20 protein-coding genes and 1 pseudogene are annotated in these 19,158 nt (G+C 63.9%); 8 read left to right on the forward strand and 13 right to left on the reverse strand.

The genetic code is table 11. From position 1 onward, the window contains the following. Positions 1-48: 48 nt before the first annotated feature. The 3 genes from ACBG85_RS30135 to ACBG85_RS30145 are packed head-to-tail and all read right to left on the reverse strand — an operon-like array spanning position 49 to position 2,961. The gene (locus ACBG85_RS30135; protein WP_054186555.1) at positions 49-2,220 is read right to left on the reverse strand and encodes a cation-translocating P-type ATPase; all 2,172 of its coding nucleotides are present in this window, start codon (positions 2,218-2,220) and stop codon (positions 49-51) included. Continuing rightward, positions 2,213-2,605, reverse strand: coding sequence for a DUF3703 domain-containing protein (locus ACBG85_RS30140; RefSeq protein ID WP_054186556.1), 393 nt, complete (start codon positions 2,603-2,605; stop codon positions 2,213-2,215). The genes ACBG85_RS30135 and ACBG85_RS30140 overlap by 8 nt, the downstream gene beginning before the upstream one ends. 26 nt (positions 2,606-2,631) lie before the next feature. Then, positions 2,632-2,961 carry a helix-turn-helix transcriptional regulator gene (locus ACBG85_RS30145; protein WP_054186557.1) on the reverse strand — a complete coding sequence of 110 codons (330 nt, stop codon included), beginning with the start codon at positions 2,959-2,961 and terminating at the stop codon, positions 2,632-2,634. Positions 2,962-3,515: 554 nt separating this feature from the next. Between ACBG85_RS30145 and ACBG85_RS30150 the strand changes: the two genes are divergently transcribed. Continuing rightward, positions 3,516-3,881 carry a DUF4229 domain-containing protein gene (locus tag ACBG85_RS30150; RefSeq protein WP_019747393.1) on the forward strand — a complete coding sequence of 122 codons (366 nt, stop codon included), beginning with the start codon at positions 3,516-3,518 and terminating at the stop codon, positions 3,879-3,881. A gap of 364 nt (positions 3,882-4,245) precedes the next feature. Here the strand turns inward: ACBG85_RS30150 and ACBG85_RS30155 are convergent, their stop codons facing one another. The 3 genes and pseudogenes from ACBG85_RS30155 to ACBG85_RS30165 form a co-directional block, all read right to left on the reverse strand. Further along, entirely contained in the window at positions 4,246-4,584 is a 339-nt protein-coding gene (locus ACBG85_RS30155) for a hypothetical protein (protein ID WP_003944633.1), read from the reverse strand. Beyond that, complete coding sequence (locus tag ACBG85_RS30160; protein ID WP_087503898.1) at positions 4,571-4,996, reverse strand: DUF3703 domain-containing protein; 426 nt, start codon at positions 4,994-4,996, stop codon at positions 4,571-4,573. Before ACBG85_RS30160 ends, ACBG85_RS30155 begins: the two co-directional genes overlap by 14 nt. 56 nt (positions 4,997-5,052) lie before the next feature. Further along, positions 5,053-5,439 (reverse strand): annotated as a pseudogene (locus ACBG85_RS30165) (HAD-IC family P-type ATPase); the annotation flags it as partial. Between the two features lie 544 nt (positions 5,440-5,983). Here ACBG85_RS30165 and ACBG85_RS30170 point away from each other — a divergent pair. The 6 genes from ACBG85_RS30170 (at position 5,984) to ACBG85_RS30195 (ending at position 11,421) form a co-directional block, all read left to right on the forward strand. Then, positions 5,984-8,140: an MMPL family transporter gene (locus ACBG85_RS30170; RefSeq protein WP_030538075.1), complete on the forward strand. Its 2,157-nt coding sequence runs from the start codon at positions 5,984-5,986 to the stop codon at positions 8,138-8,140. 26 nt (positions 8,141-8,166) lie between these two features. Further along, positions 8,167-8,418 (forward strand): YgaP-like transmembrane domain, encoded by a 252-nt coding sequence (locus ACBG85_RS30175; protein ID WP_003944652.1) that lies wholly within the window; start codon positions 8,167-8,169, stop codon positions 8,416-8,418. 44 nt (positions 8,419-8,462) lie between these two features. Then, the gene (locus tag ACBG85_RS30180; RefSeq protein WP_011133463.1) at positions 8,463-8,879 is read left to right on the forward strand and encodes a DUF302 domain-containing protein; all 417 of its coding nucleotides are present in this window, start codon (positions 8,463-8,465) and stop codon (positions 8,877-8,879) included. Next, positions 8,879-9,652 carry a sulfite exporter TauE/SafE family protein gene (locus ACBG85_RS30185; protein WP_003944622.1) on the forward strand — a complete coding sequence of 258 codons (774 nt, stop codon included), beginning with the start codon at positions 8,879-8,881 and terminating at the stop codon, positions 9,650-9,652. Before ACBG85_RS30180 ends, ACBG85_RS30185 begins: the two co-directional genes overlap by 1 nt. 78 nt (positions 9,653-9,730) lie before the next feature. Then, entirely contained in the window at positions 9,731-10,000 is a 270-nt protein-coding gene (locus ACBG85_RS30190) for a metal-sensitive transcriptional regulator (RefSeq protein ID WP_003944639.1), read from the forward strand. Positions 10,001-10,053: 53 nt separating this feature from the next. Next, complete coding sequence (locus ACBG85_RS30195; protein WP_003944677.1) at positions 10,054-11,421, forward strand: rhodanese-like domain-containing protein; 1,368 nt, start codon at positions 10,054-10,056, stop codon at positions 11,419-11,421. A 362-nt stretch (positions 11,422-11,783) separates the two neighbouring features. On the opposite strand, the gene ACBG85_RS30200 is transcribed toward ACBG85_RS30195, so the two are convergent. From ACBG85_RS30200 to ACBG85_RS30215, 4 genes are read right to left on the reverse strand one after another with little or no spacing between them, the layout of a single operon-like run. After that, on the reverse strand, positions 11,784-12,386 hold the full coding sequence (locus ACBG85_RS30200) for a cadmium resistance transporter (RefSeq protein WP_003944587.1): 603 nt from the start codon (positions 12,384-12,386) through the stop codon (positions 11,784-11,786). 49 nt (positions 12,387-12,435) lie between these two features. Continuing rightward, positions 12,436-12,960 (reverse strand): signal peptidase II, encoded by a 525-nt coding sequence (lspA, locus tag ACBG85_RS30205; protein WP_011133466.1) that lies wholly within the window; start codon positions 12,958-12,960, stop codon positions 12,436-12,438. After that, positions 12,957-14,909, reverse strand: coding sequence for a heavy metal translocating P-type ATPase (locus ACBG85_RS30210; protein WP_372027955.1), 1,953 nt, complete (start codon positions 14,907-14,909; stop codon positions 12,957-12,959). Before ACBG85_RS30210 ends, lspA begins: the two co-directional genes overlap by 4 nt. Further along, on the reverse strand, positions 14,902-15,282 hold the full coding sequence (locus ACBG85_RS30215) for a helix-turn-helix transcriptional regulator (RefSeq protein ID WP_054186437.1): 381 nt from the start codon (positions 15,280-15,282) through the stop codon (positions 14,902-14,904). Before ACBG85_RS30215 ends, ACBG85_RS30210 begins: the two co-directional genes overlap by 8 nt. 302 nt (positions 15,283-15,584) lie before the next feature. Between ACBG85_RS30215 and ACBG85_RS30220 the strand changes: the two genes are divergently transcribed. Continuing rightward, positions 15,585-16,043 (forward strand): heavy metal-responsive transcriptional regulator, encoded by a 459-nt coding sequence (locus tag ACBG85_RS30220; protein ID WP_003944650.1) that lies wholly within the window; start codon positions 15,585-15,587, stop codon positions 16,041-16,043. A gap of 360 nt (positions 16,044-16,403) precedes the next feature. Here the strand turns inward: ACBG85_RS30220 and ACBG85_RS30225 are convergent, their stop codons facing one another. The 3 genes from ACBG85_RS30225 to pstB all read right to left on the reverse strand — a co-directional run bounded on the left by ACBG85_RS30225 (position 16,404) and on the right by pstB (position 19,138). After that, positions 16,404-17,468 (reverse strand): helicase associated domain-containing protein, encoded by a 1,065-nt coding sequence (locus tag ACBG85_RS30225; RefSeq protein WP_011331631.1) that lies wholly within the window; start codon positions 17,466-17,468, stop codon positions 16,404-16,406. 52 nt (positions 17,469-17,520) lie between these two features. Beyond that, entirely contained in the window at positions 17,521-18,270 is a 750-nt protein-coding gene (locus ACBG85_RS30230) for a response regulator transcription factor (RefSeq protein WP_054186436.1), read from the reverse strand. A 91-nt stretch (positions 18,271-18,361) separates the two neighbouring features. After that, positions 18,362-19,138, reverse strand: a complete 777-nt coding sequence (pstB, locus tag ACBG85_RS30235; protein ID WP_118606089.1) for a phosphate ABC transporter ATP-binding protein PstB — start codon at positions 19,136-19,138, stop codon at positions 18,362-18,364. Positions 19,139-19,158: the final 20 nt, after the last annotated feature.

The following is a 19,158-nucleotide window of genomic DNA, read 5'->3' on the forward strand; positions in this document are numbered from 1 at the left end:
GAGGATTGCAAAGTTGAGTCCGCTGAGAGGTGATTTCCGCTGGCCTTGTCAAATCCCTTCATGAGCTGAGTCACCTTCTGCGGTGGTGAGTCCCTGGGGGCTCGGGGCAGCGGTTTCACAGCAAGAGCAGCCGCCGTCGGATTCACGGCCGGTTGTCGAGGGCTTCGCCGTGGTCAGCATCAAGGTGGTGGGGGTTGTCTTTTCGCGTTTGTTCAATGTCTGGGGTGGAGGTGTGCAGCAGGGGTCATCGAGATCGTGACGTGGCGGCGCAATACTCACGTTCAACTGACCTGTTGTGCGAGGAAGCTCGGGTTGGCCGGGTAGGGGCGTGGTGCGGGCCGCGCGAATCGCATTGGCGATGACGAGGACTTCGGCGAATTCGTGGACGAACACGACGGTGGCCAGCCCCAGGACGCCCGTGGCGGCCAGGGGGATGAGGACGCCGATGATGGCCAGTGAGAGTCCGATGTTCTGCAACATGACGGCTCGGGCATGACGGGCGTGAGCTAGGACCTGCGGCAGATGTCTGAGGTCTTCACCCATGAGTGCGATGTCGGCGGTTTCGATGGCGACATCGGTGCCCATTGCGCCCATGGCTATTCCGACATTCGCGGTGGCCAGCGCGGGGGCATCGTTGACTCCGTCGCCGACCATGGCAATGTGGCGGCCGCGCGCGATGTCGGGGAGGAGACGAGCTTTGGCTTCGGGGAGCAGTTCTGCGTGGACGGTGCTGATTCCGGCTTGCACGGCCAATGCCTGTGCAGTGCGGTGATTGTCACCGGTGAGCATGGCCGTGTCGATGCCGAGTGCGGCGAGTTGGCGGATCGCTTCGGGTGCTTCGGGCCGCAGTTGGTCTCGCACGGCGATCGCCGCGATTACCGCGCCGTCGGCTTCGACCAGGACGACGGTGGCGCCCTCTCGCTGTAGGCGGTCGACATCGGTTGCGAGGGAACCGGGTTCGACCCAGACCGGTTTTCCCAGCCGCAGTACTACGCCGTGGTGTGTGCCGTGCAATCCGTGTCCGGCGACGGCGGTGACATCGTCGGCCGGTTCGATGGTCTCGGTGGCGGCGAGGATCGCTCGGGCGAGGGGGTGTTCGCTGCGCGATTCGAGGGCAGCTGCGGCCGAAAGTGCTTGTTCACGGGTGGTTCCAGGGGTGGTGACGACGTCGATGACTTCGGGCGCTCCGGCGGTGAGGGTGCCGGTCTTGTCGAGGGCGACCACCGTGATGCGGCCGAGTTCTTCGAGTGCAGCTCCGCCTTTGACGAGGGCGCCGTTTCGGCTTGCGGCACCGATCGCCGCCACCACCGACAGCGGCACGGAGATCGCGAGTGCGCAGGGCGATGCAGCGACGAGTACCACCAGCGCGCGTTCGATCCACATCATCGGATCACCGAGGAGTGCGCCGATTCCCGCGACCAGCGCAGCGAGGACCATGATCGCCGGCACCAGGGGGCGGGCGATGCGGTCGGCGAGGCGTTGGCCGGATCCCTTGCGGTCCTGGGCTTCTTCGACGATGTGCACGATCCGAGCCAGCGAGCTGTCGGAGGCGCGGGCAGTGACGTCGACTTCGATGGCTCCGCCGCCGTTGATCGCCCCGGCATGGAGTTGATCGCCCGGTCCGGCTTCGACGGGCACTGATTCGCCGGTGATCGCGGACAGGTCCAGGCTGGTGGTGCCGGCGGCGATGGTGCCGTCGGTGGCGGCGCGTTCACCGGGGCGCACGAGCATGCGGTCGCCGACGGTCAATTCGTCCGGTGCGATCACGGTTTCGCGGCCGCCGCGCAGAACGGAGACGGTCGGGGGCACCAAGGCGAGGAGTGCTCGCAGGCCGCGGCGGGTTTTGGTCACGGCATAGTGTTCGAGGCCTTCGGCGATGGAGAACAGGATTCCGAGCATCGCAGCTTCGGTGATCTGTCCGAGTGCGATCGCGCCGATGGCCGCGATCGTCATCAGGGTTCCGACGCCGATGCGGCCGTGGCGCAGATTCCGCAGGGTGTTCGGCACGAAGGTCGATGCGGCGATCACCGCGGCGACGAGCGCTACGGCTGTGCCGGCCGTGGCGGCGACGGTGTGTCCGATCAGCCAGGAGATCGCCAGTAGGAGCGCTGCGACGGCGGCTATCTGCAGGTCGCGGACTTGCCAGAGTCGTTGCCCATTCTCGTGCACTTTGGTGGCGGCGGGTGGGGTGGGGTCCGGGCCGCAGCAGGCGTCAGCCATGAGTGTTCTCCGGTTCGGTTGTAGTGCCGATGTCGTCGGAGTGGCTGCGGGCCAGCACTTTCTGCAGATCCGCAGGGATCGGCATCGGTGTCATCAGCCCGGCAGCAGTGCGGCCGGTGTTACCGACCGGATACCGCCCACTCAGCGATCCGGGCGCGGCGACCACGATCCGCAGAACCTGACCGAACGCCTCGGGGCGATCGTGTTGCCGCAGCGCGAGGTTGAGCATCGAGAGGTGGTTACGGGTATGCAGCCACGGATGTGGTTGCGAGAGGATATGGGCGCGTTCGAGGTGACTCCACCGACTCGCGTCGTCGGAAGCGATGTGCGCGGAGGACATTTCACGCTCGTACAGTGCGCGAACTGCGGTGGTCGGTGTCGACATGAGGGTTCTCCCTTTTCGCGTCACGGTCAGCAGCAGCTTTCGTCATCCGATTTCGGGCACAGGGTGGGGTCGACGGCGAGGACGAGGTCCATCAATTGGCTGAGGGTGTCCCCGATCCGGGGATCGGCCAGTTCGTAACGGGTTCGGCGGCCCTCAGGGACGGCGACAACGAGCCCACATCCGCGCAGGCAAGCGAGGTGGTTCGAGAGGATTTGGCGGGATACCCCGATCTGGTCGGCAAGGTCGGACGGATAGCCGGGGGTCTCCCGCAGGCTGAGCAGCACCTGGGTTCGGGTCGAGTCCGAGAGTGCGTAGCCGAACCTCGACAATGCGTCACGATGCAGCAGGGTATCCATTGCCGCAATGATACAGAAAATACTGAATACAGGAGAATGTGAATAAGATCGGTCGATTGAGAACGTTGATGGTAAGTGTCGACGATGGGATGACGTACGTGCCGACGAACTGGAGTGGGTCAACTCAAAGGCTCCGTGGGTCCCCGGTCGGAGCGTGCGCCGCCGGCATCTTCATGCCGGTTGAGCAATCACGTCTTCCCTCTCATTTGCCTGCCACGCGGCTGCCCGACAGCTCGGTTGAGCAGGGCTCGGTGCAGATTGTTGTGGGAAAGCAGTCGTCCGGTGCCCCGGAGGTTTTCTGGGATGACAATCGTATTCATCCTCTGGGCTCTGAAGCGTCAGGAAGGCGATGGCTGCACCGAGAACGACGAGGGTGCCTCGGCCTGATGTACCTGGTGACCTCGTTCGCGGAGACTGTGCCTGCATGCACTTCCTCCAAGCGTGGTGCGGTGAACCGGGACAACACTGAACTACTATTGTGCATAGTAGACATATGGTTCGTTCTGTCGCCCCCGCCAACCAGAGGCGGGATCCGAACCCGAGAATCGAGCATCGTGAAACGCCAGTCCGCTCCGAAGGGCCGTATCAATCCACCAGTCAGCCCAGAAATTGCGGCACTGGGTGCCCATCAAGCACCGCAGACGCGCGTGGCGCGGATCAACCGTGTAGCACGGTCAAAGCTCGTGCGTCTGGTGATGTACTACACCGCGGTTCGACTCGCCCTGATCGCCGGCCTCGCAGTGATCATCATGGGAATCAACGCCATACTCGAACTCGAAATCCCCGGTGTGTTAGCACTGTTCGGGGCGGTGCTGCTCGGATTCGCCATCTCTGCGATCGCGTTCCGGTCATTGCGCCGCCGGATCAATGAAGAAGTGATGGTCGTAGATGAAAAACGGCGTGCAATGCGCACCCGGTGAAGGGTTCCCTCCGGTTAGGTGCGCGTGAAAGCTCCAGTAACGAAAATGCCCAGCATCGGTGCCACAACCTGTCTTTTTTGGACGTATGACCGCTCAAAGCTGCCTTCCTGGGTGATGCCGAGGGCGCGCGATCATGCATTGATTGGCATTGGGATGAAGATGTCAGGTGACGGGATCAGGTGCGGAGTCGGCGGTATCCGTGGTGGTCTCGAGTTTCGGAATCGGTACAAGCTGCGGGATCAGGCGGACGAGACTCGAGCAGGCGCAGTACGGAGGACCGTTGAGTCAGCTCGCCCTTGTGAGGAACCCCGGGGCTGCTGCTGGAGACGACCCTGTTGGGACCACCGGTGGGTGGCCGATACTTTCACTCATCGCCCTCTACATCAGCTGTGGGCGCAGCCATACCGAACGCACCCCTCAGTGCAGCAACGGTAGGAGCGCCACCGACCTCGCCCGTGGAATCTCGATAGAGCCTGCATGACACGTTGGGGACCTGGTCCGGTTCGGCAAACGGATCGCGGCCGTCGACGAGCAACGTCGGCGATCCGGTCATGCCCGCAAGCCTTGCGGATCGAGGATCGTCGACGATTACGTGGCGCAGTTCCCAATCGATGGACTCCTCCGCGAGAACGTGCTCGATCCGTTGTTCGAGGAGCTGCACGTTCGGGCAGTCCGGGACTTGCAAAATTTCAAGGTGCATCATGGTGTTCCTCCGTCGGCGTGTGGTTTCGAGTATGCGGCAGTGCAGGACAGCTCGCGGTAAACGAAACCCAGGACTGGTAGGTCTGCATTTTCTCGGCAAGATCGTCAGGTATCGGCATCGGTGTCATAAGACCGGCACGAGTTCGTTCGGTGTTGCCCTCCGGATAGCGGCCCAGTGCGGATCCCGGGGCGGCGACGACGATGATGCGAAGAACCTGCCCGACGGCTTCGCGGCAGTCACGCTGATGTAAGGCCAGGGGAGCATGGCGAGGTGGTTTGTGTGGCCATGGACAGGGCTGGGAGAGGACATGTGTGCGTTCGAGGTGATGCCAACGCTGGGTGTCATCGCTGGTGCGGCCGGCTGCGGTCCTCTTTGCGGGCCGAAACGCGACGGCGCTGTGTCGGTCGTGCAAGCGATGCGCTTCGTGTAGACACTGCGCAATTGTGCGAGCATTCGGTTCATCGGATGCAGAGCCGGCGGCAGGTGCTGCAGGTCTTCGCCCATCAGAGCAACATCGGCGGTCTCGATGGCCACGTCGGAACCCATCGCGCCCATGGCAATGCCCAAGTCGGCGGTGGCCAGGGCGGGGGCGTCGTTGACACCGTCCCCGACCATTGCCGTCGGGCGGTTCGCACGCAAGGTTTCCACGATCCGTGCCTTGTCCTCCGGGCGCAGGTCGGCGTGCACGTCGTCGATCCCGACGTCGGCGGCCAGCGCCTGGGCGGTGCGTTCGTTGTCGCCGGTGAGCATCGCGACGGTGTACCCGCCGCGTCGTAGCCCGGCGATCACCTCATGTGCTTCCGGTCGGAGCTCGTCTCGTACGGCGACTGCCCCGATGACGGTTCCGGCGCGCTCGATCCACGCCACGAGTTCCCGAGACCTCTCACCGATGGCGTGGCCGCCGCACCCGGACTGAGTCGTCTCGACGGATGCGCCGACGTGTGCGTCGGCTACCCAGAAAGCGGTACCTCGCCTGGGCACTCGACGACCCGGACGGCCCACCCCCTCGGGTGGGCGCCCGAGAGGAGCGAACGGCCTACCCGAGCGTATACCCCCAGGGGTACTTGCATACCCCCCTGGGTATATGCAACAGTGGGTAGACGCTCGTCAGAAAGGACTGTCTATGTGTTACCCCGTCCCGTGCCCGATATGCGACAAGATCGCGTGGGCAGGTTGCGATCGACATGTCGACGACGTCACGAAGGATGTTTCACGGCCTCGGCAGTGCACCTGCTCTGCTGAGACCGTTGGTCCTATCGATCGGCGCCAGCGCCTCGCGATCGCTGTTTCGCCGCCAATCCCGGTCGCGAGTGCAAGGGCCTAACCTTCCAATTGGGTCAGGTTTACCGAGGTCTAGCTCGCTCATTTGAATACCCCAGCCCGTATTTTAGGAGAAGTTATGTCTGTGCCCGACACCGTGACGGCCACCGGTCGTGACGATCGTGATCGCGTATCTACACCCGGCATACTCGGACGCCTGGGAAGCGCGATGGTCGCACGCCGCCGATGGGTGTTCGGTGTCTGGCTGATCGCGCTTGTCGCGCTCGGATCTGCAGCGCCGTCGGTTTTTTCGTCACTGGCGGGTGCTGGGTGGCAAGCCAACGGATCCGAATCGGTCCAGGTCCGTGAACTCGCGCAACAGCATTTCGGCGGGAACTCCTCGGCCGCGGTTCAGGTGGTGGTCCATTCGGACACCGCGTCGATCGACGATCCCACCGTGCAGCAGAGACTCATCGACGTCACAGCTGTGTTCGACGGTGACACCCGGTTCGGTGCCGTCATCGCCCCACAGCCTGGTATGACCATCAGCCCCGACGGCCACACCGGCATCCTCATCGCCGGCGCCAACGCAAACGCGGACGACATGGTCAAAGCCGTCGACGATGTCAAAGACGAGCTGACCGCACTCTCCGGCGACGGTATCGAGGTCTATCCCACCGGATCCTCCGCGTTGTGGTCCGACTTCAACAAAGCCAACCACGATGCGATGATTCAGGCTGAACTATTCTCTTGGCCAGTCACTTTGGCGATCATGGTGCTCGCATTCGGCTCCCTCGTCGCTGCCGGGCTGCCGCTGTTGCTCACAGTGGCCGGACTCGTCGCCTCCGCCGGCGGTTTGGTGCTGCTCAACGAGGTCACACCGATCTCGGTATGGGCGATGAATTTCGCGATGATGTTCGCCCTCGCTCTCGGCATCGACTACGCCTTGTTCATCGTCGCCCGCTTCCGCGACGCCCTCCGTACGGCCGATCCACGAGCAGCCGTTGCCGAAACCATGGACACCGCAGGCAAAGCGGTGCTCCTGTCCGGACTTACCGTCCTGGTCAGCCTCTCGGCAGTGCTGCTCGTTCCCGCACCGGCCGTGCGCACCATGGCCGTAGGCATCATGCTGGCCGTCACGTTCGTTCTGATCGCCACCATGACACTTCTTCCGGCCACGCTGGGCGCACTCGGCCCCAAGGTCAACGCAGCATCCCTGCCTTACGCGAAACGCCAACAGCACCGATCCCCGAAGTTCGCTGCGTGGGGCGAATTGCTTCACAAGTACCCATGGCCGTTCGCGCTGGTCTCCGTCGGCATCCTCGTCGCCCTGGCCTTACCTGTCCTGGGACTGAAGGTGGCAATGCCGTCCATCGCTGTCGTTCCCGACGATGCGCCCGTTCGGCAAGGTTACGAGTTGGTTCAGGCCCAGTTCGGTGACGGGGCACCCGGCGCGCTGCAGATAGTTGTCCCGTCTTCCGATGCGGCTGCTACCGCCGCGGCAGCGAGCAGCGTCGACGGGATCTCGATGGTCACCCCGCCCACACCATCAACAGACGATTCGAACTACACACTGCTGCAAGCGTTTCCTGCCGTGGACCCTTCCGCAGAGGCCATGGGCACGATCCTCGGTGACCTACGCGCACAACTACCGGAGTCCGCGCTCGTCGGCGGCGCGCCAGCGGAGAACCTCGACCTGCAGCAAGCCCTGAACGACTACCTACCGTTGGTTATCGGGATCATCCTCGCCCTCGGCTTCATCCTGCTGCTCGTCGCTCTGCAGGCACCACTGATCGCGATCCTCGGCACCGCCGTCAGTTTGCTGTCGACCGCCGCAGCGTTCGGGGTTGCGAAGCTGATCTTCCAAGACGGACACGGATCGTCGCTGCTCGGCTTCACCCCTCAAGGTTTCCTCGACGGCTGGGGGCCGGTGTTCTTCTTCGCGATGATCTTTGCCATCGCCATGGACTACACCGTGTTCCTGCTCGCCACCGCGAAAGAACACTACGAGAAGACCGGGGACCCGAAGGCTGCTCAGGTCGACGGCCTCGCGCACTCCGGACGCGTCATCTTCGCCGCTGCGGCGGTCATGGTCGCCGTGTTCTTCACCTTCGCGCTCTCCGATCCGCTCCCACCCAAGGAAATGGGCATCATCCTCGGCGTCGCGGTGTTGCTCGACGCCTTCCTGATCAGGCTGATCCTGCTCCCGGTCCTGCTCCGGCTGAGCGGTCACGCTGCATGGTGGGCACCGGGCTGGCTGCGCAGAATGTTGCCGTCGATCCGCTTCTCGCACTGACCATTACAACACCTCACGGAGGAATCATGACCGATCCGAACATCACGCATTCGAGCACGTCTGCCGGGTGGCCGATCGAACGTATCGTCCCCGCACTGGCCGCCGGCGTCACCGCGACGGGCCTGACCCTCGGCGAACTCCACGCACCACGGTGGAGGCTGCTCAGCGCCTTCGCCGCCGCGAACCTCGCCCTCTACGCCGCGGTCGGCTGGTGCCCGGCAAGTGCGCTTCTCACCAGAGCGGGCGTACCAAGTCTTCGCCACCCCCGAAGCGGATAGGCACACAATTGCCGCAGTTCGACGAACGGAAGGAATTCTCCACCATGACCATCGCACTCTCGACCACCTTGACCGACACCGACTTCGAGACGGCGGTCACCGCCACCAAAGCAGCACTGTCCGAGCAAGGCTTCGGTGTGCTGACCGAAATTGACATGCAGGCCACCCTGAAAGCCAAACTTGGCACAGACATGGAGAAGTATCTGATCCTAGGCGCGTGCAATCCCACGCTTGCACACCGCGCCGTAGGAATCGTGCGTGAGATCGGCCTGCTACTGCCCTGCAACGTCGTCGTCCGTGCCGACACCACCGCCGGATCGGTCATCGTCGAGGCGATGAACCCGGACCTCATGGTCCAAGTGACGGGCGAACCAGCACTGTCAGATGTCGCGGCCGAGGCCACCACCAAACTCCAAGCCGCCCTGGACACGCTCGGCAGTCGGGATGCAGTGCGCAGTTGATGACGTTGACCCTGGCGCTGGCGCTCGGCCTCACCGTCGGAATCCTGCTCGGTCTCCTCGGAGGCGGTGGATCGATCCTCGCTGTCCCGATCCTCGTGTACGCTCTCGGGTTCCCCCTGCCGGAGGCGATACCGACTTCGCTGTTGGTGATCGGTGTCGCCTCCGCGGTCGGGGTCATCTCCAAGGTGCGGGCGCGGCTCATCGAATGGCGACTCGCGGCAATCTTCGCCGCCACCGGAGTCCTCGGCACCCTGGCCGGCACTGCCCTTGGCAAGCATCTACCTGAAACTGCCGTGATGATCGGCTTTGCGATCGTCATGATCCTCGCGGGGGCACGCATGCTGCGCAGCCCCGACAATCCCGGAACCGCCTGCAGGACGAGCAATTCCGGGATCAACTGGCGCCGATGCGCACCTCGGTCCATACCGACCGGATTCGGCGTCGGTGTCCTTACCGGACTGTTCGGCGTCGGCGGGGGCTTCTTGATCATCCCCGCATTGGTTCTGCTGCTGGGAATCGAGATGAGTGTCGCCGTCGGAACCTCTTTGGTGGTCATCGTCGCCAACTCCGCCGCCGGACTCATCGCTCAGGCCGACGGCCTAGGTGGAAACTGGCCCTTGACGGCAGCGTTCGCAGGTTCAGCCATTGCGGGTTCGTTGGTGGCCGGACGATTCGGTACACGCATCGCCACGGACTCACTTCGGCAGTGGTTCGCCTACCTGGTGTTTGTCGTGGCAGGTTACGTCCTCATCGACACTCTCGTTCTCGGATGATCTACCGTGCACCCCGTTGGATGCCCCCGGGGGTAATCTGGCAATTTCTGGCATCATCATGCATCTGAAGGAGACCCCATGATCGGCGACGAAGACAGCATCGCATTGGTCCTCAACCGCCTCCGCCGCGCACACGGCCAACTCTCGGGAGTGATCGGCATGATCGAGAACGGACGCGATTGCAAAGACGTTGTCACCCAGCTCGCCGCTGTTTCCAGGGCCCTCGACAAAGCTGGCTTCAAGATCGTCGCTACCGGTCTCCGAGAGTGCATGACAGGCGAAGCGGCAGACAACAAAGAACCCATGACCGAAGCAGAACTGGAAAAGCTCTTCCTGGCGCTGGCCTGAACGCCCGCTTCACATCAGGAACGAGGCCGACCGACAACATGTAGGAGCTCCCCATGAGCACGACCGACCCGGACATCGCCATCATTGAAACTTCCAGCCTCGGCGACCGCAGCTATCTGATCAGCCACGACGGTATCGCCGTGGTGATCGATCCACAACGCGACATCGACCGCGTCCGGGCGCTGGCAGCAGAAAAGAACGCTGTCATCACCCACGTGCTGGAAACTCACATCCACAACGACTACGTCACTGGCGGCCTGGAACTTGCGCGCGCCACGGGTGCCGAATACGTCGTCCCGGACGGCGATCCGGTCGAATACGAGCGCCGAGCAGTCGTCGACGGCGATGTCGTCGACGCGGGATCGACGACGTTCGAGGTCATGCACACCCCAGGGCATACTCATCACCACGTCAGTTACGTTCTGCACCGGCGCGGCGAGCCGATCGCAATCTTCACCGGCGGCTCCATGCTCTACGGGTCCACCGGGCGCACTGACCTGCTCGGCTCCGAGCACACTGATGAACTGACCCACGCGCAGTACCATTCGGTCCGCCGTATCGCGGCCGAACTGGCCGCTGAGGTGGAGGTCTACCCCACACATGGGTTCGGTAGCTTCTGTGCCGCAACTCCGACCAGCGGGGACTCATCCACCATCGGTGAACAGCAGCAGTCCAACCCCGCACTGACTCAGGACGAACACACCTATGTCGACGAGCTGATCGCGGGCCTGTCTGCATATCCCGCGTACTACGCCCATATGGGCGTCATCAACACCAAAGGGCCGGCCCCGATCGACCTGTCCATGCCCGAGCCCGTCGATCCAGACGAACTACGTCGCCGCATCGACGCCGGGCAATGGGTCGTTGACCTACGAGCACGCACCGCTTTCGCCGCCGGCCACGTCGATGGCTCTCTCGGGTTCGAACTGTCGACCAGCTTCGTCACCTATCTCGGATGGCTTTATCAGTGGGGCGTGCCGTTGACGCTGATCGGTGAAACAACCGACCAGATCGCCGAGGCGACCCGCGAGCTGGCTCGGATCGGCATCGACAGTCCCTCCGGATCCGCCGTCGGTGAGATTCACTCGCTCGTCGGCGACGGAAAGGTCCGCTCCTACGATGTATCCGACTTCGCCGGACTCGCGGCGGCCACCGGCGAACGTGAGATAAGCGTCCTCGATGCGCGTCAACAGTCCGAGTACGCGGACAGCCACCTTCCTGGTGCCGTGAACATCCCCCTCCACGAGCTACCACACCGACTCGAGGAAGTTTCCGCGGCCGAAGTGTGGGTGCACTGCGCATCCGGTTACCGCGCATCGATCGCCGCTTCACTTCTCGACCGCGAACACCGCACAGTGGTCCTCATCGACGATGACTACGAGCATGCCGTGCAGCTCGGCCTCCACACATCGCCCGCCTGACGAATGCGCCGCCGCTGCGCAAGCCGCACGATGCGAGTGGTTCACGGGGCTGATCTCCCCGATTTCAGCAAACGGCCATCGGATAATTCCGACAGAGGGCAGGAAGCCCAACCCCTGCCCGTGCCGACGTCCGAGAAGGCGGCCACCGCTGGTCCAACGATCATTCGGGCGCCGTCCGAGTTTGTCGTTCTGCCAATTCGCACTGGATCTTCCGCTCGCCTTTGCTTCGGTGGCCGGACCGTTGTGACGCGCCATGCACGGTTCCGGCCGGGATGCGGTGCGCGGAGTCGCAGACATCCGCGTGCCCCGGCGACCGCGAGGAGCCGGGACGGATCAAGGTGCCACCGTGCCAGCAGTGTCGGTCATGCCGCGGCGGCGATCAGGCGGCCGATCACACCGGATTCGAGCAGGATGATGACGCCCAGCCCGATGAAGACTGTGGGCACGAGCCAGTGCTCGACGCGCTCGAGGGTGTCGATGACCTTCTTGTGGGTGCCGAGCATTCTGCCGGCGGCGCACCAGAGTCCGACACAGATCAGGAACACGGCGATGGTAACGATGGTCTGGGGCGCACCGAGAGTGCGGAAGACCGGGGTGTAGACGGCGATGTTGTCGGCGCCGTTGGCGATGGTGATGGCGGCGACGCTGATCGTCCCGGCCGCGACCACTACGGGTTCACCGTCTCCGTCGCTGCGTAAGCCCTGGATCAGTCCCCAGATTCCTAGCGACAGGGGAAGTAATCCGAGTAGTCCAACCCAGTCCTCGGGCACGATCACCAACCCGAGGGCGGCGACCACACTGATCGCGACGAGGGTGATCAGGCCGAGGTACTGGCCGGCAACGATCTGCCATGCCCGCGGCCGTCCTTGACTGGCGGAGGCGACGAACAGGACGGTCAGTACGACGATGTCGTCGATGTTGGTGCCGGCGAACATCGCTACCGCCGCGGCGATGGTGCCGATCATCCTCGCATCCGGCGGCTGCCGCGGCGCGGCCTGATCTCGGGTATTGCTGTCATTTCGAACTCTCCTGTGCGGGCGGGGGATCGGCCGGGTCGTGGGTGGACTCAAAGATCAGTGATGCGACGAGCAGCACGACGCCGCAGGTGATGTAGGTGTCGGCGAGGTTGAAGGTGGGCCACCAGCCGGTGTGGAAATAGTCGGTGACCTTTCCGTCGACGGCACGATCGATCACGTTGGCGGCAGCTCCGGCGAGGATCGCCGACCAACCCACCGTCCCCACCAGTGAAGCGGTGGGGACGGTGCGCCAGGCGTAAATTCCGACGCCGAGAGTGATGGCGGCGGTGACCGCGAGGATGATCCAGGCCGGAAGCTGTTGGCCGATGCTGAACGCGACACCGCTGTTGTACGCCAACTTCAGTTGCAGCAATCCCATATCGACGGTGCGTGCACCGGAAAGGGTACGGCGCGCAACGGGTTCGGCCGACAGTGCGATCGCGATGAGAGCGAGACCGACGACCACGAGAATCACCCGCCGCGTGCTACCTGTGCGGATTGATCGAGCCGCTAATTCGCTCACGTGCGGGCCTCGACCTTCCCCGCCGGTGCGGGTACCGATCCGGTGGGGAAGGCTTGCGCGCGGCCGGCCCGGACACCGTTGGCGATGACCACGATCTCAGCGACCTCGTGCACCAGGACCACGGCGGCCAGGCCGAGAACCCCGAACAAGGCCAACGGCATCAGAACGGTGATGATCGCCAGCGACAGTCCGACGTTCTGCAACATGATGGTCCGGGAGCGGCGCGCGTGCGCCAACGCCTGCGGCAGGTGCCGCAGGTCCTCACCCATCAGAGCAACATCGGCGGTCTCGATGGCCACGTCGGAACCCATCGCGCCCATGGCAATGCCCAAGTCGGCGGTGGCCAGGGCGGGGGCGTCGTTGACACCGTCCCCGACCATTGCCGTCGGGCGGCTCGCACGCAAGGTTTCCACGATCCGTGCCTTGTCCTCCGGGCGCAGGTCGGCGTGCACGTCGTCGATCCCGACGTCGGCGGCCAGCGCCTGGGCGGTGCGTTCGTTGTCGCCGGTGAGCATCGCGACGGTGTACCCGCCGCGTCGTAGCCCGGCAACCACCTCACGTGCTTCCGGTCGGAGCTCGTCACGGACGGCGACCGCCCCGATGACCGTTCCGGCGCGCTCGATCAGCACCGCAGTGGCGCCGGCATGCTGCATCCGCTCGATATCCCCTGCCAGCGGACCCGGGTCGATCCAGCCCGGTCGACCGAGGCGCACAGGTATGCCGTCGATGGCCCCGGTCAGGCCCGCCCCTGTGACCGCGTCCACGTCGTCGGCGGGTGCGTAGTCGTCGACGGCGGCGAGAATCGCGCGAGCGAGAGGGTGCTCGCTGCGCGCCTCCAACGCTGCGGCCACCGCGAGAACGTCCTCGCGGCTGGCGCCGTCCGCCGTGGCCACATCGATCACGGCAGGCTGGTTGCGGGTGAGGGTGCCGGTCTTGTCCAACGCAACGGTGCGGATCCGGCCGAGGGCCTCGAGTGCACCGCCGCCCTTGACCAGGACACCGAGCTTGGACGCCGCACCGATCGCGGCGACAACGGTGACAGGGATCGCGATGGCCAGCGCACACGGGGAGGCGGCGACCAGCACCACCAGGGCGCGTTCGATCCACACCAGCGGATCGCCGAGCACACTGCCGACCGCGGCGATAACTGCGGCGACGATCATCACACCTGGAACCAGCGGTTTGGCGATCTTGTCGGCGAGGCGTTGCGCCTCGCCCTTGCGGGACTGCTCGGCCTCGACGATCCGCACGATTTTGGCCAGCGAATTGTCCTGCGCATCTGCGGTGACCTCGACTTCGAGGACGCCGGTGCCGTTGATCGATCCTGCGAACACCTCGTTGCCGGGACCGGCTTCGACGGGCACCGATTCACCGGTAATCGCGGAGGTGTCCAGAGCGGTGCGTCCGGTGCGGATGACCCCGTCGGTGGCGATCCGTTCCCCAGGCTTGACGACCATGAGCTCGCCGAGCTGGAGTTCGGAGGGCGGAACGGTTTCCTCGCGGCCGTCGCGGAGAACTGTCGCGGTGGCCGGCACCAGAGACAGCAAGGCCCGCAGGCCCCGGCGAGTGCGGGTGACCGCATACTCTTCGAGTCCCTCGCTGATCGCGAACAAGAACGCGAGCATGGCCGCTTCGCCCACCTCACCGAGCAGTACCGCGCCGACAGCCGCGATCGTCATCAGGGTGCCGACCCCGATCTTGCCCTTGACCAGGCGTGCGAGAGTGGACGGGACGAACGTGTAACCGGCAATGAGCAGGGCGCCCACCTCGAGACCGAGCCCGAGAGCATCCGGCCCACCGGTCAGGCCCACTATCAGCGCCGCGATCAGCAGCACGCCCGCAGCTGCAGCCGCCCGGATCTCGGTAACCTGCCACCACTTTTCGGGCCCGTGTTCTTCCTCGCCTTCGACGCGGGGTTCGTCGTGACCGCAACCGCATGCGTCACTCACGGCTATCTCCGATGGCGGTGCCGTAATTCGGGCACAAGGCAACCGCGTTCCCCGTCGCGGCAAGCAGCGTCTCCGCCGAGGCGAGTAGGTCCATCAATTCCGGCCGGGCCAGCGAGTAGAACACCTGCCGACCTTCCGGTCTGCCGTCGACCAAACCGCAATCACGTAGGCATGCAACATGTGCGGACACCGTCGACTGGGCGAGGCCGAGTTCACCGATCAAATCCGCAACCCGCGCCTCTCCTTCGGCGAGACGGCGCACGATCGACAACCGGGTGCCGTCCGAGAGACTGTGGAACAGTGCCACTGCCGCATCCAGACTGGACCCGCTGCCGGTTGCAGCGAGGCATCCCGACTCGTTATTCATCGTCATAAAACGATGATAGCAATGTAGGGCGATTCGAGGAAGATGATGCACCGGACTTGGAAGTGAATGCGGTACGCCAGCCGAACGGTGGCCGGCCGACGTACCTCACCAGGAACGGCGAAGTGACATCGGTAGATTCCGAGTTGCTCGCCACGGCATCACATGGGGGGACAGCAAGGACCCATCGCTCGACACAGCCAGTCGCACAACATCTCCAGTGGGTTCATTTCACACCTCCTTCTGAGCGTTCGCCGTCAGCGCGACGACGAGCGGTCCGAGTCACCTGCGGTTCCCGAACGTCATCCATAATGGACATTCCAGTGCGATGGAAGGTCAAGGATCTCGTGAAAATTGGTGAACTGGCCGCTCGGAGTGGCGTTGCCCCGAAGACGCTGCGTTTCTACGAGGACAGTGGGGTGATTCCCGTCCCGGTCCGAAAGTCCAACGGCTACCGGGATTTCGGTCCGGAATCTCTTTCGCGTTTGCGGTTCGTCCGCAGCGCCCAGTCTGCAGGTCTCACCTTGCGAGAGATCCGCCAGATCCTCACCACCCATGACCGCGGGGCGGCTCCTTGTGAGCAGGTCGTGGAGATGCTCTCGGAGCATCTCTCCCAGGTTCGTGGCAAGATCCGCGAACTTGCCACCCTCGAAACAAACCTTGTTGCGCTGCTGGGTCGAGCGGAAAGTGGGATTCCGCCGGAAACCGACGATGTCGGTGTGTGCTGGATCCTGGAATCTGAGCCTCAGGACGGTGTTGCTGAATCGTGAAATCGATTGCGGGTGCACCCCCCTGTTTCAGCAGGTTCGGCGCTCAGCAATGTGATGAGGTGAGCGAAGCGGTTGTAGCGGTGTTGCCGGTGTGTTGATCAGTCCGGTGCAGAAGTAGTGGTGTCGGGATCTGTCGGGAACATCGATTCGGCGGATTCTCCGGGTGCGGGAATTGACAGGCGCCGCCACTCGGGGGCCGAGGTCACCATTGAGCGTTTCCGGAACTTTCGTTCCCAGGGAGCCATGTGCACTTCGCCTTGCCTTGGAAAGCAGGAATCCTCTGCGAAACCTGCATCGCTGTGATCCAAGGTTGCTGGCGAGCATGAGTGGGGTTGTCTTGCGACGGTTCACTTGCCGGGTTTACTCGTGCTGTTTGTCGTCGATCCAGCGCCAACCTGGAAGTTGTTCGAGTCGTGCGGAGCGGGCGTCGGACAGAATTCCTCGGTGGTGGTGTTTTCGTTGGGTGCTGACCCATTCGCCGAGGGGATAAGTTCCGGTGACCGCGCTCTTGGATGGTCGAGCATGACCGGAGTTCGCGACGAACTGAGTCAATACGGAAAACCCTCTCTCCCATTGTGTTTGGAAAGGATCCCAGTCCCAGCCGGGCAGCGCTTCGAGGGCGGCGATTTTCTCGATCGCCAGGGTGCCGGTTTTGTAGTCGCGGCGCCGGTGGTGGACCCACTGTCCGAGGGAGAACCCGTCGAGGATCTCTGATTGTCGGGGGGAGGCTGTTCCGTGGATGGCGGTGTAGGCCTTAAGGGCCGAGATCCCCTGTATCCACGCGTCGCTCTCGCGGCCCCATCGCCACCCTGGGAGCTTGTTCAGTTCGGCGATACGATCCGGGGGCAGGGTGCCGGCGCGATGCTCTTCTCGGCAGCGGAACACCCATTTGCCCACGTCGAAGCTGTTGGCGCGCGCTGAGCGAGGGACATCGGCACCATCGTGCTCTCGGAGGTACATCTCGAGTGCAGAGCGCCCGGTTTCCCAACGAACGGTGTCGTTGTCCCACATCCAGGCGGGTAGGGCTTCGAGCATGAGAATCTGGGTGTCGGTGAGCTCGCCATTCTGGTGGGCTGTGCGCTGGGCGTTCGCCCATGCGACCAGATCGATACCATCGATCACGAGAGTCGACGACAGGTCCGTGTCGGGGCGCGCGGCGAGCTCGTCCGATAATGCGGACAGTGCTGCTCGCCAACTTTTGCGTCGCGGTTTCCCCCAGGTCCAGCCGGGTAGGTTTTCGAGGAGGTCGGCTTCACCGGCGGAGAGTGTGCCGTCCCAGTATGCGATCCGTCGACGTGCCACCCACCCGCCGAGGTCGATTCCGAACGCATGGACTCGACCTGCGGGGCCGGCATGACCTTTGAGTTCGACGAACTTCGTCAGCGCTCGGAATCCTGATTCCCAGTCGTCTGTGGGTGCGCCCATCACACGACCTGGGAGTTCTTCCGGGTTCTGCTACCGCAGAGAGCTGATGGGTTCATGCACATAAGGAAGGAGCGAGGCGGTAGCCGGCGCCGCGGATGGTGCGAATGAACTGTCCGTGCTGCGCATCCGAGCCGAGTTTTTCACGTAGCCGCTTCACGTGCACCGCGACGGTGTTCGTTTCGGCGCTGTGACCCCATACTGCGAGGCTGATCTCGCTTTGGCTGGCGACGTGGCCGCGGCGTTTGATCAGGTAGACGAGCAGTTCGAGTTCCCGCTGAGTCAACTGTACTTCGCGGTTTCCGACGCGGGTCTCGTAGCCACTGGGGTTGACCCGGATCGGTCCGGCGGTGACGACACTGTCTTCGGCGGGTGAGAGTGTGGTGATGCCGGCGAACGGAGCAATGGTGGTGATGTCGTACGGGCGGGCAACGACCGCCGAGGCGCCCGCGGCGAGGACTTCGCGCACGATGCGCTCGTCGCCCGACTTGGCTGCACCGACCAGGATCGGAACATCGGACCGGCTTCGAATCGTGGCCACCACTCGTGCGGCGTCGACGTTGTCGGTGTGAGCAGCCAAGATCAGGACGGTCGGCACCTCCGCACCCACCGCCAGTAGAGTCTCGGCACCGTCACGGCACCAGTCGGTGCGAATCCCCATGTGGTCGGCGGCCGCCATGAACTGCGCAGCGGTGGCTGGGTCCGGCTCCGCCAGAAGCAGACGCGTATGCGAATCGGCCAAGGAGTAGCCGTAATGCGCTCCCGCCGCGACCTCCCGGTCCGGCTGACGCAATTCGATAGTCAACTGTCGACCCCCTATTTCAGAACGTACCCATTGTCTCACCTGAAGTAGCCGGTGAGGAGGAGGTCGACTGCCCACACAGCCACAGTGTCGCTCAGCCGAAGCGGCCGGAGATGTAGTCCTCGGTAGCTTTTTGTGTCGGGTTCGAGAAGATCTTCTCGGTGTCGTCGATCTCGACGAGTCGACCGGGCTTACCGGTTGCCTCGAGGTTGAAGAATGCCGTCTGGTCACTCACACGCGCAGCCTGCTGCATGTTGTGCGTGACGATGACGATCGTGAAGTCCTTCTTCAGCTCGGTGATCAGGTCCTCGATCGCGAGAGTCGAGATCGGGTCGAGCGCGGAGCACGGCTCGTCCATGAGCAGGACGTCGGGCGAGACGGCGATGGCACGCGCGATGCACAGACGCTGCTGCTGACCGCCTGAGAGGCCGCCACCGGGCTTGTCGAGGCGATCCTTGACCTCGTTCCACAGGTTGGCGCCGCGCAGCGAACGCTCGGCTACCTCGTCGAGCTTTTTCCTGTTGCGTTCACCGCTCAGTTTCAGGCCGGCGACGACGTTGTCCTTGATGGACATGGTCGGGAAGGGGTTGGGCCGCTGGAAGACCATGCCGATGGTCTTGCGGACGCCGACCGAATCGACGCTGGAATCGTAGATGTCCTCACCGTCGAGCAGGACCGAACCCTCGACGCGCGCACCGGGAATGACTTCGTGCATGCGGTTGAGGGTGCGAAGGACCGTCGATTTTCCGCAGCCGGACGGGCCGATGAAGGCGGTGACGCTCCGGGGCGGGACGGACAGGCCCACATCGGCGACGGCGTGGAACTTGCCGTAGTAGATGTTGAGATCTTTGATGTCGAGGCGCTTGGCCATGTCTGGTGTTCCTGTCCGTT

This window comes from Rhodococcus sp. NyZ502 (genome assembly GCF_041464245.1).
In the GTDB taxonomy this organism is placed as follows: domain Bacteria; phylum Actinomycetota; class Actinomycetes; order Mycobacteriales; family Mycobacteriaceae; genus Rhodococcus_F; species Rhodococcus_F qingshengii.